General features: G+C 66.1%; 14 protein-coding genes. 13 read left to right on the top strand and 1 reads right to left on the bottom strand.

Going from position 1 to position 14212, the window contains the following annotated elements:
• Positions 1–12: 12 nt before the first annotated feature.
• Positions 13–813 carry an XRE family transcriptional regulator gene (locus ACT54R_RS22655; protein WP_296584259.1) on the bottom strand — a complete coding sequence of 267 codons (801 nt, stop codon included), beginning with the start codon at positions 811–813 and terminating at the stop codon, positions 13–15.
• Between the two features lie 84 nt (positions 814–897).
• On the opposite strand from ACT54R_RS22655, the gene ACT54R_RS22660 reads away from it, so the two are divergent.
• From ACT54R_RS22660 to ACT54R_RS22720, 13 genes are all read left to right on the top strand, one after another.
• Positions 898–1113: a transcriptional regulator gene (locus ACT54R_RS22660; RefSeq protein WP_296584257.1), complete on the top strand. Its 216-nt coding sequence runs from the start codon at positions 898–900 to the stop codon at positions 1111–1113.
• A 306-nt stretch (positions 1114–1419) separates the two neighbouring features.
• Positions 1420–1932: a hypothetical protein gene (locus tag ACT54R_RS22665; RefSeq protein ID WP_476330467.1), complete on the top strand. Its 513-nt coding sequence runs from the start codon at positions 1420–1422 to the stop codon at positions 1930–1932.
• Positions 1932–3167, top strand: a complete 1236-nt coding sequence (locus ACT54R_RS22670) for a DNA-methyltransferase (protein ID WP_476330472.1) — start codon at positions 1932–1934, stop codon at positions 3165–3167. Before ACT54R_RS22665 ends, ACT54R_RS22670 begins: the two co-directional genes overlap by 1 nt.
• Positions 3164–4150: a hypothetical protein gene (locus tag ACT54R_RS22675; protein WP_476330476.1), complete on the top strand. Its 987-nt coding sequence runs from the start codon at positions 3164–3166 to the stop codon at positions 4148–4150. Before ACT54R_RS22670 ends, ACT54R_RS22675 begins: the two co-directional genes overlap by 4 nt.
• Positions 4147–5355, top strand: coding sequence for a DUF7146 domain-containing protein (locus ACT54R_RS22680; RefSeq protein ID WP_476330479.1), 1209 nt, complete (start codon positions 4147–4149; stop codon positions 5353–5355). Before ACT54R_RS22675 ends, ACT54R_RS22680 begins: the two co-directional genes overlap by 4 nt.
• Complete coding sequence (locus tag ACT54R_RS22685) at positions 5352–6935, top strand: DUF5906 domain-containing protein (protein WP_476330482.1); 1584 nt, start codon at positions 5352–5354, stop codon at positions 6933–6935. The genes ACT54R_RS22680 and ACT54R_RS22685 overlap by 4 nt, the downstream gene beginning before the upstream one ends.
• 430 nt (positions 6936–7365) lie before the next feature.
• The gene (gene nusG, locus ACT54R_RS22690) at positions 7366–7926 is read left to right on the top strand and encodes a transcription termination/antitermination protein NusG (protein ID WP_476330485.1); all 561 of its coding nucleotides are present in this window, start codon (positions 7366–7368) and stop codon (positions 7924–7926) included.
• Between the two features lie 172 nt (positions 7927–8098).
• Entirely contained in the window at positions 8099–8431 is a 333-nt protein-coding gene (locus ACT54R_RS22695; RefSeq protein ID WP_476330489.1) for a hypothetical protein, read from the top strand.
• Positions 8432–8601: 170 nt separating this feature from the next.
• On the top strand, positions 8602–9243 hold the full coding sequence (locus tag ACT54R_RS22700; protein ID WP_476330492.1) for a P27 family phage terminase small subunit: 642 nt from the start codon (positions 8602–8604) through the stop codon (positions 9241–9243).
• Between the two features lie 11 nt (positions 9244–9254).
• Positions 9255–11048 carry a terminase large subunit gene (locus tag ACT54R_RS22705; RefSeq protein ID WP_476330495.1) on the top strand — a complete coding sequence of 598 codons (1794 nt, stop codon included), beginning with the start codon at positions 9255–9257 and terminating at the stop codon, positions 11046–11048.
• Complete coding sequence (locus ACT54R_RS22710) at positions 11045–12277, top strand: phage portal protein (protein ID WP_476330499.1); 1233 nt, start codon at positions 11045–11047, stop codon at positions 12275–12277. The genes ACT54R_RS22705 and ACT54R_RS22710 overlap by 4 nt, the downstream gene beginning before the upstream one ends.
• Positions 12267–12860: an HK97 family phage prohead protease gene (locus ACT54R_RS22715; RefSeq protein ID WP_476330502.1), complete on the top strand. Its 594-nt coding sequence runs from the start codon at positions 12267–12269 to the stop codon at positions 12858–12860. Before ACT54R_RS22710 ends, ACT54R_RS22715 begins: the two co-directional genes overlap by 11 nt.
• A 49-nt stretch (positions 12861–12909) precedes the next feature.
• On the top strand, positions 12910–14184 hold the full coding sequence (locus tag ACT54R_RS22720; protein ID WP_476330505.1) for a phage major capsid protein: 1275 nt from the start codon (positions 12910–12912) through the stop codon (positions 14182–14184).
• The last annotated feature ends 28 nt before the right edge of the window (positions 14185–14212 follow it).

Below are 14212 nucleotides of genomic sequence, written 5' to 3' on the forward strand. Positions count from 1 at the left end.
GTCGATTCGGCCTTACCCAACGACGCCGAACCGGCGAAGCACGCGGCCGATGATCTGGAGTTCCGACAGGTAGCGTGTTTTCGGCTCGTGCTTGGGGTTGTCGGAAATGATCCGCACCTCAACCTCTTCGTCGCGCGGCCGGCTCACCACCTCAAGGCGCTTAACCACAAGCCCGCCGAAGTCGTCGGTTAGGCAATAAATGCCGTCAGGGGACGGCAGGCGATGCCGCGTGTCGACGAACACGAAGTCCCCTTCTGCCAACGTCCCCGACATGCTGTCGCCCTGGACAGGAACGACGATCACGTCTCTCGCGCGCAGCCCCAGCGCGGCGAGCACTTCGGTCGGCAGGCGCCAGAAATCGCGCACGTGCTCGGCGGCGAAGGTCATCCCAGCCCGCCCTGGCACGCCTTCGGACACGATCGTCAGCCCGCCGCCGCCCATCCCGGCGGTCACATCCAACTGAGCAGAGGCATCGTCGGGAATGTTGCGGCGCCCGGTTTCCGATCCAACCGTCATCGGGGCGCCGACCGGTGTGCCGATGGTCGCGGCAACATCTTCGGAACTCAGTTCATTGGGCGCATCCCGGTCACCTCGGCCCGTCGCCAGCCACCCGTAGTTGACGCCGGTCCATTCCGCCAATGCGCGCAGCTTCTCGGCTGTCGGCTCGGTCTGGCCTTTCTCCCACTGCGTTACAGCTGCACGGCTCACGCCCATGAGCCGGCCAAGCTCGGCCTGAGATCGGCCGCCGCGAGCGGTCCGAATGCGCGCACCGAGCGCGGCTTTTGAAGGTGTGACCTTGCGAGGCGGGTTCATGGCGGGACATTCCGACAATCGTTGCTTACCTGCGAGGAAAGTTTCGCTTGACGCACGTGGATAGCGTCGCTTACCTAGCTGGTTATGGATGGGCTCAAAAAAGCGATCGAAGCGGCTGGTGGCGGCGCCGAATTGGCGCGGCGCCTGAATGTCCGCCGACAGGCGATTTACCAATGGCGGGAAGTCCCGCCGTTGCGTGTGCTTGAGATCGAGCGTGTCACGGGCATTTCCCGGCACGTACTGCGCCCGGACCTCTATGGGCCGCCTCCGGCGCCAATCGTGCAGGAGACTGCGGCATGAGGCCGGCTCCCCTCCCCTTTCCCGCTCCTCCCTGTGGGCAACTCGGCGTCGGCGCGTTCACGCGTCGCGCCGCTTTCTCTTCCCGCGCGCGCCGGGGGCCGTGGTGCCCCGTGGCCTGCTGCGCGTCCCCGTTCGTCGGCCCCCTGAGGGTCATCGCCCTGCCTTTCCTGCTCAACGGGGAGGCGTCTCCGCCGTGATCTGACGGGGCCGACGAAACCACGAAACCGACCATTCCCGCACCGGGAAAGCGATACCGCTTTTCCCGCAACGGGAAGGCTTTGCCTGCAATATGAGGGAGATTTCACCATGGCCGAGCGGCCCGTCTCCGAACACTTTCTCCTCCGCCTCAAGGCAGCGACCCGGGACGCCATCACCGCCTGCGGCGGGGTGGAGCGTGCCGGCGTCATCACCGGCCTGAGCAAGAGCCAGATTTCCCGCTGCCAAGGCGTGGGGCAGCCGGACATCATCGACCTGCCGGCGGCCATGGCGCTCGAACAGGATTGCGGCGTGCCCTACATCACCGGCGTGATGGCCGAGGCGCACGGTCGGCGCCTGTCCGATGAGGTGGCCACGGCGGGCGCGGCCTCGGTGCTCGATCGCTACAGCACCCTTATGCGCCATTCGGCCGACACGGCCGCGCAGATCGCCATGGCCCTTGCCGATCACACCATCACCCCGGCCGAGGCGGAACAGATCGACCGCACCCTTTCACAGCAGGAAACGGCCATCCGGGAGATGCGCGCGGCCTGCGCCCGCATCCGCGCCGAGGGCGCCACGCCCGCCGGCGCCCCTGTCGCCAGTCTTCGGGCGGTGCCGTGATGCCGCTTGACAGCGTGGATTGCGTCGTCACCAGCCCGCCCTATTGGGGGCTGCGCGATTATGGCGTCGAAGGGCAGATCGGCCTTGAGGCGACGCTCGGCGAGCACCTGGCGGTGATGTTGGAGGTGTTCGCCCTCGTGCGGCGGGTGCTGAAGCCGACAGGCACGCTCTGGATCAACTATGGCGATTGCTACGCCACGGCCCCGAACGGGCGCAGCGCGGCCGACACCAAGGCGGCGGGCACGGATGACCGCACCTTCCGGGACAAGCCTTTCTCGACGGTCGGGCCGGTCACTGGCGGCTACCTGAAGCCCAAGGATCTCTGCATGGTGCCGAACCGCCTTGCCATCGCCCTGCAGGATGACGGCTGGTGGGTTCGCTCGGAAATCGTGTGGGGCAAGACCAATCCCATGCCGGACTCGTCCGGCGCCTATCGCCCCAGCACCGCGCACGAGAAAATCTTCCTTCTCACCAAGTCAGACGATGGCGAGGTGTACCGCGCGCGCGACACGGGCGAGATTTCGTTCTTCCCGGACCTGAGCGAGCGCTGCCCTCTGGTGACGGACCCGTCGCGAGAGGCGGCCCGCTGGTCCCGGATCGGCGCCTATTACGATGCCGAGGCGGTGCGGCAGGGTTCTTGGGACGGCAGTTCTCAGAAGATGCCAGACGGTTGGGACACCAGCGCTGGCGGGCATGGAAAATTCCATCGGAATGGCCGCGAGGCCGGGAAGCGCAACGACAAGCAATCGGGCCATTCCCGCTGCCATGATGGCTTCAATGAGCGTTGGGAAGCTGCGGAGACGCGGCGCGGCCTCACCCCGCGCCACGAGGGCGGCATCAACCACACGGGCCTCGCGGACCTTGGCCGCGGCGAGGGTCGGTTTCTGCGCAATTACGAGCCCGCGCCGCTCGTGGTCTGGCCGATGGCGACGAAGGCCTTCTCCGACGCCCACTTCGCCACCTTCCCGCCGGAGCTTGCCGCCCGCTGCATCGCCGCCGGGTGCCCGCCGGCTGGCCTCGTGCTCGATCCCTTCGGAGGCAGCGGCACCACGGCGCTGGTCGCTGCGCGGATGGGCCGGCGCGCCGCCCTGATCGAACTCAACCCCGACTATGCCGCCATGGCACGCCGTCGGATTGAGAGCGAATGGATGGGCGAGGTGGGGCGCGCCGCTCATTCGGGCGCTGACAGGGGTCTTGGTGCTGGACCGCTATTTGACCGCGAGGCTGCCGAATGATCCGCACCGGCCTGTTCCGCTATGTGCGCCATGCGGACGCCTTCGACTTCATGGCGCGGGGCTGGATGGTCGTGCGCGACCTCGGCCCGACGCACGGCGTCTGGTCCGTCCTCATGTGGCACTGCGAATGCGGCGAGGTGAGCCCGGACACATCTAGCTGTGATGCAAGTAACGGTCGTGACAATTTGGCATCGGAAATCGCCTCATCGGATGATGATGTCTTCCAGAGACCTCAGCTTTGCGCGCCCATCACGCACTATCCGCTTGATTTCCAGCTTATGATTGACGGTACTTTGAATTGCATTGTGGATGACAAGGCGGGCTATCTCGTCTCTGCGCTTCGATTCATCGGTCGATATCTTGGAGTCCAAAAAACTCCAATTATCGGATCTCCATTTGGATACCCCGTCAGATACTTCCTTCAACGAAAGGCTAAAGACCGTTCGGCTGGGATTTGTCGGCGACCCGAGCGGGTTGCGATTGATGTACGGTCCGAGTTCTTTAGCTGCATCGTCCAGTTCAGCAGCGGCCAAACGGATTCCATCGAACCAAGCGTCTTGTTTTTCGGACGACCAGTCAAAATCCGGAGACGTTTTGGCAAACTGGTTAATCTGCAAAAGCTTGCGCTCGATATCATCGATTACCACAAGTTCTGCCACGAACTGTTCTGTCGCATCGGCAGTGAGTTTATGGGCGGACACGGCTCGCACGCTTGCGTTTTGGGCAAGCGTTATCCTTATAGTCACAGCGGCTATGCAAGCAGCGATTACGCTTGCTGTGAGCGGCTGCCACGTTTTGAGAAAGGCTGCGACCTCGGACAGAGCCGGGGGGCCGGCAGCCAAAGATCCGCCAAGGGCGGCCCCAAGCAAGGACCCCGCAGCCAGCAAGGCGAGTGCGTTCCAGCTTCTCACATCCATTCTGCCAAGCTGCCGAATGCTTGTCAGAATGTCGAGAGGAGCACGCTCTATTGGGGGTTGGCATGAGCCGCGCGCCCTCCTCCGATTTCGCCGCCTGGGCTTCCGACGCGCGGGCCGTGTCGGTGCTCGAGGTGATCGACCGGCGCGGCATTCGCCTGAAGCGGTCCGGGACCGAGCTGGTGGGGCCGTGCCCCGTCTGCGGCGGAACGGACCGGTTCGGCGTGAGCATCCGCAAGAATGTCTTCCACTGCCGCGGGAGCGGTCGGGGCGGCGATGCGATTTCGCTGGTGCAGTACCTCGACGGGGCCGACTTCCTCGCCGCGTGCGAGGATCTGACCGGCCGCCCGCCGCCGCGCGGCGAGGGCACGCGGGCGAGCCTCGAGGAGCTTGCTGCGCGCGAGGAAGAGCGGCGGCGCAGGGCGGCCGAGCGGGACAAGGATGCCGCCACCTTCCGCGAGCGCGAGCGGCATCGGCTCTATGGGATCTGGAGGGCGGCGCGCCCGCTGCGGGGAACCGCGGCAGAGCAGTATCTCGCCCTGCGCGGCATCACGACCCCGCCCACATCGGCGCTGCGTTATGCGTCCTCGGTCCCATATTTTCATGGTTCCGCCACCCTGGAAGATGGCCGGCAGGCCATGAATGAGCTGGGCCGCGGCCCGGCTATGGTCGCCGCCATTACGGACCCGCTCGGCTTCTTCTTCGGCCTCCACATCACGTGGATCGACTTGAGCAAGCCCAAGGGGAAGGCCGAATGGGTCGACCCTGAGACGGGCGAGCTGCTGCCCTCAAAGAAGGTGCGCGGGTCCAAGCAAGGCGGCGCCATCCTGCTGGTCAAGGCGGGAGACGGAACACCGCGACGCATGTTCGCGGCGGAGGGGATCGAGACCGTTCTTTCGGTGTGGACCGCCATGGATGCCAAGGGCCTGGTGGCGCCGGACATGGCTTTCGTCTCCGGTGTCGATCTCGGCAACCTGTGCGGGCGTGCGACCGAGACGCTGGCGCACCCCTCGCTGAAGGTGGCCGACAAGCTGGGGCGGATGCGCGCGCCGCGCGTGCCCGGGCCGGAGCCGGATTTCGCCAGCCCCGCCATGTTCGTGCCGGAGAGCGTGAGCGACCTGCTCTTGCTGGGTGATGGCGACAGCGAGCCCGTGGCGACGCAATGGGCCATTGAGCGCGCGATGCGGCGCCATGCCCGCGAGGGGCGGAAAGTCGCCGTGGCATGGGCGCCGCCGGGGCGGGATTTCAACGATGTGCTGAGGGGCGCGGCATGACGGACGTTCCCCAGCTGCCGGCCTCCGGGCCGGAGGCCGTGCTTGCCATCGTGCAGGCGGCAGCCGCTGGGCTATCCCAGCCGGAACATGCCGCCCCGGGCGAGGGAGCGGCATCGGATTTTGCGGCCGAGGCCCCCGCTCCCGCGGCTGATGACGACGAAGGCGGCCCCGATGACGGGCGCTCCTGGCAGGAGGGAGAGGAGGTTCGCGGCGCGCGCCCTCTCGGCTTCGATGTGGACGATATGAACGAATCCTATGCGCTCTTGCTCATGGGGTCGAAGGCCGTGGTGGCGAAGGAACAGCCATCCGGGCCGGTGGAGGATCGGCTGCGCATCGTCGCGCTTGACGCCTTCATGAGCTGGTTCGCCAACACCTACACCGAAATCGTCACGCCGGACGGCAAGGTGAAGGGCATGACCTGGGGCAAGCGCTGGCACACCCATCCGCGCCGGCGCTCCTATGCCGGAATGGAGTTCTTCCCCAATCCGGACGGGGCGGCGAGCACGCCGGGCTATCTCAACCTCTGGCGCGGGTTCACCGTGACGCCGAAGGCGGGCGGCTCCTATGACATCTTCCGGGACCACCTGCTGAACAACGTCTGCGAGGGCGATGAGACGCTGTTCCAATGGGTGTTCGGCTGGTTTGCCCATCTGGTGCAACGCCCGCGCGAGCGGGTGGGCACGGCGCTGGTGATGCGCGGCAAGATGGGCACCGGCAAGACAAAGGTGGGCGAGGTGGTCGGCTCGCTCTTCCAAGCCCACTATTTCGCCGTGGATGACCCCCGCTATGTCACGGGGCAATTCAACGCCCACATGGCGAGCTGTCTGCTGCTGCAGGCCGAGGAGGCGGTGTGGGCGGGCGACAAGGCGGCCGAAGGACGGCTCAAGGGCCTCGTCACGTCGAAATTCCAGATGATCGAGGCCAAGGGCATCGACCCTATCCGGCTCGACAATTTCGTGCGCCTGCTGATGACCTCCAACGAAGATTGGGTGGTGCCGGCGGGCAAGGATGAACGGCGCTTCTGTGTGCTCGACGTGAACCCACGCTGCGCACAGAACACCGATTACTTCCGCGAGATGGATGCCGAGCTTGCCAATGGCGGGCGCGAGGCTCTGCTGCACGATCTGCTCACCTTCGACCTGTCACAGGTGGACTTGCGCAAGATTCCGCGCACGGGCGCGCTCCTTGAGCAGAAGCTGCGCTCCCTCGACAGCGTGGATAGCTGGTGGTTTGAGCGGGTGATGGCCGGCGCCACCACTTCGGGCGGCGAAAAATGGGTCAACGTGATCCCCATTGTGACGCTGTTCGATGACTACATCGCCGTGGCCGAGAAGGTGGGCGTGCGCCGCAAGAGCGAGATGACGGCCTTCGGCATCAAGATGCAGAAGCTCGTGCCGGGCATCGCCCGGGTAAAACGCATCATCGACTATGCCCCTGGCGTGTCCAAGCGCGTCTGGTGCTACCAGCTGCCGCCGCTCGCGGCATGCCGCGATGCCATAGAGGCGGACCTTGGGCAGGATGTCGGCTGGAGCCGCGAGGATGAGCGGGAGGCGGATTATGCCGATGATCCGCTGCCGTGATCCTGACGGCGCCCCACCTGAGGTGGGACGCGCCCGAAAGGTGGGGCGCTCGCAAACCGTTGCTGCGCAAGGGCGCGCCCCACCTGCCCCACCTGTCCCACCTTGATCCTCGCGCGTGTGTACGCGCGCGCACGACCTGCCCCTGTCGGGATGATGGGAATTTATGGCAGGCGATTTTAGGTGGGACAGGTGGGACAGGTGGGGCAGTTCAAGTGATGCCAACGGTTTGAGTGCGCCCCACCTTGTTCTTTCTTCTTGGGAGAGGTGGGGCAGGTGGGGCGCAAAGGGGACGGCGGCGCGGATGATCTGGCGAGGGAGCGGGGCTTGTCACGGCGCGCCCATGCATCGCCCCTCCCCGCGCTGCCCCGGACGGCCGCCCCGGCATGGCGGTGACCCTGGACCTGACATTGGCAAGGCCGAGGGTGGCGCGATGAGCACGAGATGGGTTTCCGTTTGCACGTTCGAGGGGCGCGAGTTCGATGCGGAGTTCGAGCTTTCGCGCGCCGGCTTCCGGGTGTTCGCCCCGTGGCAGATGGACGATGAGGAGGTGTTCCGGAATGGCCGCATGCGGCGCCGGTCCAAGAAGGTGGCCCGGTTCCCCGGCTACATCTTCGTGGAGCTGCTGGAGGGACATTCCCTCTACCGGCTCCAGCGCACCGGCGGCGTGATCTCCGTGGCCCGGCGGCAGGACGGGGCCGTGTTGCCCATCGCGGACAAGGTAATGGACCTGTTGCGCGAGGCCTGCACCCGCGACGGCTATTGGATGCCTGAGGCCTCCGAGGTGACGGACAAGCGGCAGGCTTCGGGAGGCTTCCTTGTGGGTGAGGTTGTGATGATCAAGGAAGGTCCGTTCGCAGGCTTCCCCGGCGTCGTGGAAAGGATTGACGCGGGCCGGCAAATCATGGTTGTGTCAATCTCTATATTCGGTCGCTCCACCTCTGTGGAGTGCCCCACCTCCTCGGCCTCCTACACCAAGGCCATGGCAGGATAGTGGGGCGGATCGGCGGAAGGGGCAGGATGGCCTCCCGGGGTACATCACCTCCGCCGCGTACGGTCGACGAACCGGAGTGACTGCATCTGCAGTCACCCGGAGTGCGCCAGCTTGGAGCGCCTTTCTGACACATCGCCCTCGGCTGTTCCGGCCCGGTCACGTCCGTGAGCGGGTGGAACTCAATCGCGAATATGACCGGCATCGCGGCTCGGCTCGTGAACGCGGCTACACCTCGGCATGGGACAAGGCGGCCAAGGCCCACCTGCAGCGGCAACCGCTGTGCGTCTACTGCCAGCTGGTGGAGGTGGTGCGCGTCGCCACTTGCGTCGATCACCTGTATCCACAGCGCCAGTTCCCCGGCACGTTCTGGCGTTCCGAATGGTGGTGCTCGTCGTGCAAGGAGTGCCACGACGGGTTCAAGCAATCGGTAGAGCGAAGGGGCCGCGCCGCCCTCGACGCCCTCGCCCAGCGCCTCGGCCTGCCCCTGCTGGGCGCGGACTACTGAGTGTCCTAGTAGGGCCTCACTGGCGCAAGATTTCGATCTCGTGTGGCATGGGGGGGGTGGGTCAAATCTCTGGCCCCGTCGAACGCCGGACCGGCGGCCCAGCATCGCGTTTTTCGGCGCGTAATTGACGGTAATGTTTTTTTGTCCCAGCCACTTGATGGAGGCGGACCATGGCGCGCGGACGACGCGGCGACCCGCCCGAGATCGAGGCGGCGAAAGGGTATCCCGGCCGGCGCAAGACGAAGGTCGACAAGGCGATCGAGCGGCAGCGACACCTCGCCGAACTTCTGGCGGCGGCGCCCGGCGACGGCGACAGTGCGCTGTCCCCTCCCCGCTTCATGGATGAGCGCTTCGGGGCGGCGCTGGCGGTGTGGCGGGACTACGTGCCGAAGCTAGCCAAGCTGCACCTGTTCGAGGCCTTGGACCGCTTCACCTTCGCGCTGTTCTGCGTCGCGGTTGGCGAGTGGGCCGAGGCCAATGAAGACATCGCCAAGACTGGATATTCGCGGAACGTGAAGACCGTTTCCGGCGACCTGATGCCGAGGGTCAATCCTTCGGTCGACCGGCGCGAGGCGGCATCCAAGATCATGTTCGAGATGTCCAAGCGGTTCGGCCTGACACCCCTCGACAGGGCGAACCTGTTCCGCAGCCATGCCGAGCTGCCGAACGGACGGGGACTGTTCGGAGACCCCGCGCGTCCCGACGCGGACCAGTCTGCCGCGTCGACCCAGCCTGAGGTGCCTGCGCCCGATGATGCGATCGGGTTGCTCGGCCGCTTCGATACGCCCCCGCCGGGGTCGCGCACCAACTGACGAGGGCCTTGATGGACGCCGCCGCAGGTGCGGCGCGGTCGCCCGTGGCAGCGAAGCCGCCGGGTGGCGGCGCCCGGGTTGTCGCCGAGCCGGAATGGCTCCGCCACGCCGCTGACGAACTCGGGTACGAGTGGGCGCGCATCGCCTGGCGCCGTGCCGCAGCGGTCCCCGGCGCGTGGTTCGACGCGGCGAAGGCCGATTCGGCTGTCCGCATCTGGCCGACTGTGTTCCGGCTGACGAGCGACCGATTTGCCGGAAAGCCGTTCGCCCTGATCGAGTGGCAGGAAGTCATCGTCCGTCTTCTTGTCGGGTGGAAGGGTCCCGTCGAAGTTGCAGACGAAGACACGGGGGCCGTCCGATTTGAGCATGCCCGCCTGTTCCGTAGGCTGATGCTTTGGGTCCCCCGCAAGAACGGCAAGAGCGAGTTTCTCGCGGCCCTCGCGCTGCTGTTCTATGCGGTAGACGGCGTGTTCGGCGGCGAAGGGTACGTCTTCGCCCGCGACGAGAAACAGGCCCGCATCGCCTTCAACAAGATGAAGGTGATGGCGGCCTTCTCCCCGCTCTTGCAGAAGCCGATCAAGGCTTACAAATCCTCGCTTTGGGTGCAGCAGACCCAATCGAAGTTCGAGCTGCTCACCGGCAAGGCGGAGGGCAAGCACGGCATGGCGCCGTCCGTCATTCTCGGTGACGAGATGCACGAGTGGCGCTCCACTGACGTGATGACGTTTCTGCGGCAGGGCACGGGCACGCGCCTGCAGCCGATCGAGCTTTACGCATCGACGGCCGGTCTCAAGTCCAATGAGACAGGCTGGCGGCTGTGGGAGGAAAGCCTCGCCATTCTCGATGGCCGGATCGAGGACCCTTCCACGCTGGTGGTGGTGTTCGCGGCCGATGCGGATGCGGACTGGCGGGACGAAAATGTGTGGCGGAAGCCGAACCCTTCGCTCGGCCGCTCGCCCACCATCGCGTTCCTGCGTCGCGAGGCGCAGCTCGCGAAGGACAATCCGCGCGCCGAGGCTGATTTCCGGCGCTACCACCTCAACCAGTGGGTGGAGGCCACGGCCCGCTGGCTCAACATCGAAAAGTGGGACGCCTGCGCCAGCGACCCGCTCGCCTGGCGCCACTACGCCGATCCTGAATGCGAGATGCTCAAGGGCCGCCGCGCGTTCGGCGCCCTCGACGTATCATCGACGCAGGACGTGACCTGCCTCCTATGGCTCTTCCCGCCGTGCGAGCAAGACAGCGCATGGCGGCTCGCCGCCCGTTTTTGGGTGCCGGAAGCGACGGTCGATGCCCGGGTGAAGAACGATCGCGTGCCCTATGACCGGTGGGCGGCCTCGGGCGCTCTCTCCACCACACCGGGCGATTACGTCGACCAGTCGTTCGTCATGAAGGCCCTGCAGGAGGGCCTTGGGGTCTATGACGTGGCCGGTGTCGGCTTCGATCCGTGGAACGCCCGGAAGCTCTACACGGACATGGTGGCGGAAGGGATGGACCCCGCCATGATGGTGGAGATGCGGCAAGGCATTCGCACCCTCGGAGAGCCCAGCCGGCATTTCGAGCGGCTCGTCTATGCCGGCGATCTGGACCACGGCGGCCACCCTGTCCTGCGGTGGATGGCCGGGAACGCGCAAGTCCGCTTCGACGAGAACATGAATTTCATGCCGGCGAAGAAATCGTCAGCGGAAAAGATCGACGGCATCGTCGCCGGCGTCATGGCCGCGGGGCTGGCGATGGCCGGCGACGACAACCGACCGCCCGCGTCGCCCTGGGATGATCCGGACTTCAGCTTGAGGGCTGCATGAGCGCAACCATCGAAAATCCGACCATCCCGGTGAGCGCCGAGAACTTCCTCGCGTTCTTCGGCGTCAGCTCGGTGAACCTCCCGGCGGTGTCCATCGACAGCGCCCTTACGGTGCCGGCGGTGTGGGCGGCGGTGGCGTTCCTCTCGCGCACGCTGGCGGCCATCCCGCTGCATCCCTATCGCCGCACCAAGAATGGGCCGGAGAAGCTCGAGGGCAAGCTCGCCATCGTCGTGCACGAGAACCCCAATCCGGAGATGGACTCCTTCAAGTTCCGGCAATGGTTCTGGCAGCAGGTGTTCACCGGCGGGCGTGGCCTCGCCTGGATCGAGCGGAATGGTCCGGGCCTTGAGGCCTTTTGGCCGATGGACCCGCGCAAGACGACGGTGAAGCGCGCAGCCGGCAAGACGGTCTATCGTTTCGAGGATAAGGAATATCCCGCGGCGGACGTGATCGACGTGCCGTTCATGCTGCGGTCCTGCGGGCTGAAGCACTACGGGCCGATCGCCATGGCCGGCAAGGCCATCCAGCTCGCCTTGGCCATGAACAGCTACGGCAGCAACTTCTTTGCCGGCGGCGGTGTCCCGCCTCTCGCCCTTGTCGGACCGCTCCCCGAAGGCCGAGACGGCATGAAGCGTGCCCTGGCGGATGTGCATCGCTCGATCGACGAGGCGAAGAGTAGCGAAAAGCCCCTCTTCCCGCTCCCGCCCGGTCATGAGCTGAAGCCTGTCGGCTTCGACCCGTCCAAGGGGCAGATGGTGGAGGCGCGGCGGTTCCAGATCGAGGAAATCGCGCGGGCCTATCAGCTGCCCCCGGTGTTTCTGCAGGACCTCAGCCGCGCCACGTTCACGAACGCGGAACAGCAGGATCTGCACCTTGTGAAGCACCTTATCGGCCAGTGGGCGGCGGCGCTGGAAGGCGAGATGAACCTCAAGGTGTTCGGCCGCATGAACAATGGCCGTTACGTGAAACACAATCTGGATGGGCTGTTGCGCGGCGACTTCGCCTCCCGCATGACCGGCTATGCCACATCGATCCAGAACGCGGTGCGCACGCCGAACGAGGTGCGCGCCCTTGAGGACCTTCCGGCCCATCCCGAAGGCAACAATCTGCTCCTGCAGGGGGCGACTGTGCCGCTCGGAACCACGGCTCCCTCGTCACCCGCCGGGGCGCCGCAGGCGCCGGCTCCGGCCGATCCGCAGGCACAGAAAGGACAGGGCAATGGGGCCTGAAAAGCGCGCGCTTGTCGCCCCGGTCGAATTCCGGGCCGAGGGCTCCGGACGCATCGTTGCGGGCTACGCGGCGGTGTTCAATCAGGAGGCCGACATTGGCGGCTTCTTCCGGGAGAAGTTCGCGCCCGGCGCCTTCACCGAGACCCTGAAGACGGCGGACGTGCGGGCCTATTTCGATCATGACACCGGCCGCGTGCTGGGCCGCTCCTCGGCGGGCACCCTGCGGCTAAAGGAGGATGCCAAGGGGCTCGCGACCGAGATCGACCTCCCGGCCACGAGCGACGGGAACGACGTTCAGGAGTTGATCCGTCGCGGCGACGTGACGGGCATGTCGTTCCGGTTCCGCGCCACGCGCGAAGAGTGGGATGAAACCCTGAAGGTTCCCCTGCGCACCATCATCACTGCCGAGCTCTACGAAGTTTCGGTGGTGTCCGAGCCCGCATATGACGGTACGTCGGTCGCGCTGCGCAGCCTTGAGGCCGCCCGGCAGGAGCGACGCCAGCACAATTTCAATGCCGCCGCCCGCCGCGTCGGCATGAAAGTCACCCTCGACCTGCATCTGCGGGCGAGGAGTAAGGCCTGAGGCCATCGGCCCGCGCCCAAGCACCCCGAACATCTTGAGGAGCTGAGCGATGTCCAATCGCATTAAGGAACTGCGTGAGAAGCAGGCCACCATCGTGTCCGAAGCCCGCGAGCGTCTGGGCCAGATCGATGGTGCGGACGAAGCCCGCACGCGGGAGCTGGAATCCCAACATGACGCCGCGATGGCCGAATATGACCGGATCGGCAAGCAGATCGAGCGCGAGGAGCACATCGCCGGGCTGGAGAAGAAGCAGGAGGAGGCCCGCGCCCGCCAGCGCCCCCACGCCCGAGACGGCGGCGAGGCCCGTGGGCAGGAGGATGCCGAGGCGCCGACCTATCGGGAGGTGTTCCATCGCATGATCCGCGCTGGCGGCGACCCGTCCGAACTTTCGGCGGAAGAGCGGGCCATTCTGCGGGGCGGCGCCGATGTGACCGCGCAGAACGAATTCCGTGCCCAGTCGGTCGGCACGTCGACGGCGGGCGGCTACACCGTGCCGACCGAGCTTTCCTCGCAGATCATCATTTCGATGAAGGCGTGGGGGCCGATGTACGACGAGGCGATCTGCACCGAGCTGAACACGGCTTCCGGCAACCCCATCAAGATTCCGACCACGGATGACACCAGCGTCACCGCTGTCGCGCACACGGAGGGCACCGCGCTCACCGACACCGGCGCGAAGGATGTGACCTTCGGGCAGAAGTCTCTCGACAGCTACGTTTTCGACACGCAGTTCGTGCGCTGGTCCTTCGAGCTGGCGCAGGACAGCATCTTCAACGTCGAGACGCTCCTCGCCGGCCTCCTGGGCGAACGCCTCGGCCGCATCGCCAACAGCCAGCTCACCACGGGCACCGGCTCCTCGGCGCCGAATGGCATCGTCACCGCCTCCACGCTGGGCAAGACCGCGGCCTCGGCCTCGGCCATCGCCTCCGATGAGATCATCGACCTGCTGCATTCGGTGGACCCGGCCTATCGCCAGTCCCCGAAAGCCCGGTTCATGTTCAACGATGCGACCCTCGCCGCCATCCGCAAGCTGAAGGATGGGCAGGGCAACTACCTCTGGCAGATGGGCGATGTCAGTAAGGGCCAGCCCGGCTCCCTGCTTGGCTACCCCTACTCCATCAACCAGGCCATGGCGTCCATCGCCACCGGCAACAAGACCATGCTGTTCGGCGACTTCGGCAAGTATTTCGTCCGCAAGGTTGGCTCGCCCGTCATCGGCGTCATGCGCGAGCGCTTCTGGCCGGACCTCGGCATTGCCGGCCTGATCCGTTTCGACGGCGAGCTGGGCGACACCGCCGCCGTCAAGCACCTCATTCAGGCGTGACGCAGGCGGCGGGCGCTTCGGTGCCCGC

The sequence above is a fragment of the Xanthobacter sp. DMC47 genome (assembly GCF_056313845.1).

Excerpts from the sequence above, each read along its gene's own strand:
- ACT54R_RS22705 (WP_476330495.1), top strand. The coding sequence starts at position 9,255 with ATGGACGCCGCCGCAGGTGCGGCGCGGTCGCCCGTGGCAGCGAAGCCG.
- ACT54R_RS22665 (WP_476330467.1), top strand. The coding sequence starts at position 1,420 with ATGGCCGAGCGGCCCGTCTCCGAACACTTTCTCCTCCGCCTCAAGGCA.
- ACT54R_RS22680 (WP_476330479.1), top strand. The coding sequence starts at position 4,147 with ATGAGCCGCGCGCCCTCCTCCGATTTCGCCGCCTGGGCTTCCGACGCG.
- ACT54R_RS22670 (WP_476330472.1), top strand. The coding sequence starts at position 1,932 with ATGCCGCTTGACAGCGTGGATTGCGTCGTCACCAGCCCGCCCTATTGG.
- ACT54R_RS22700 (WP_476330492.1), top strand. The coding sequence starts at position 8,602 with ATGGCGCGCGGACGACGCGGCGACCCGCCCGAGATCGAGGCGGCGAAA.
- nusG (WP_476330485.1), top strand. The coding sequence starts at position 7,366 with ATGAGCACGAGATGGGTTTCCGTTTGCACGTTCGAGGGGCGCGAGTTC.
- ACT54R_RS22660 (WP_296584257.1), top strand. The coding sequence starts at position 898 with ATGGATGGGCTCAAAAAAGCGATCGAAGCGGCTGGTGGCGGCGCCGAA.
- ACT54R_RS22710 (WP_476330499.1), top strand. The coding sequence starts at position 11,045 with ATGAGCGCAACCATCGAAAATCCGACCATCCCGGTGAGCGCCGAGAAC.
- ACT54R_RS22720 (WP_476330505.1), top strand. The coding sequence starts at position 12,910 with ATGTCCAATCGCATTAAGGAACTGCGTGAGAAGCAGGCCACCATCGTG.
- ACT54R_RS22675 (WP_476330476.1), top strand. The coding sequence starts at position 3,164 with ATGATCCGCACCGGCCTGTTCCGCTATGTGCGCCATGCGGACGCCTTC.
- ACT54R_RS22685 (WP_476330482.1), top strand. The coding sequence starts at position 5,352 with ATGACGGACGTTCCCCAGCTGCCGGCCTCCGGGCCGGAGGCCGTGCTT.
- ACT54R_RS22655 (WP_296584259.1), bottom strand. The coding sequence starts at position 813 with ATGAACCCGCCTCGCAAGGTCACACCTTCAAAAGCCGCGCTCGGTGCG.
- ACT54R_RS22715 (WP_476330502.1), top strand. The coding sequence starts at position 12,267 with ATGGGGCCTGAAAAGCGCGCGCTTGTCGCCCCGGTCGAATTCCGGGCC.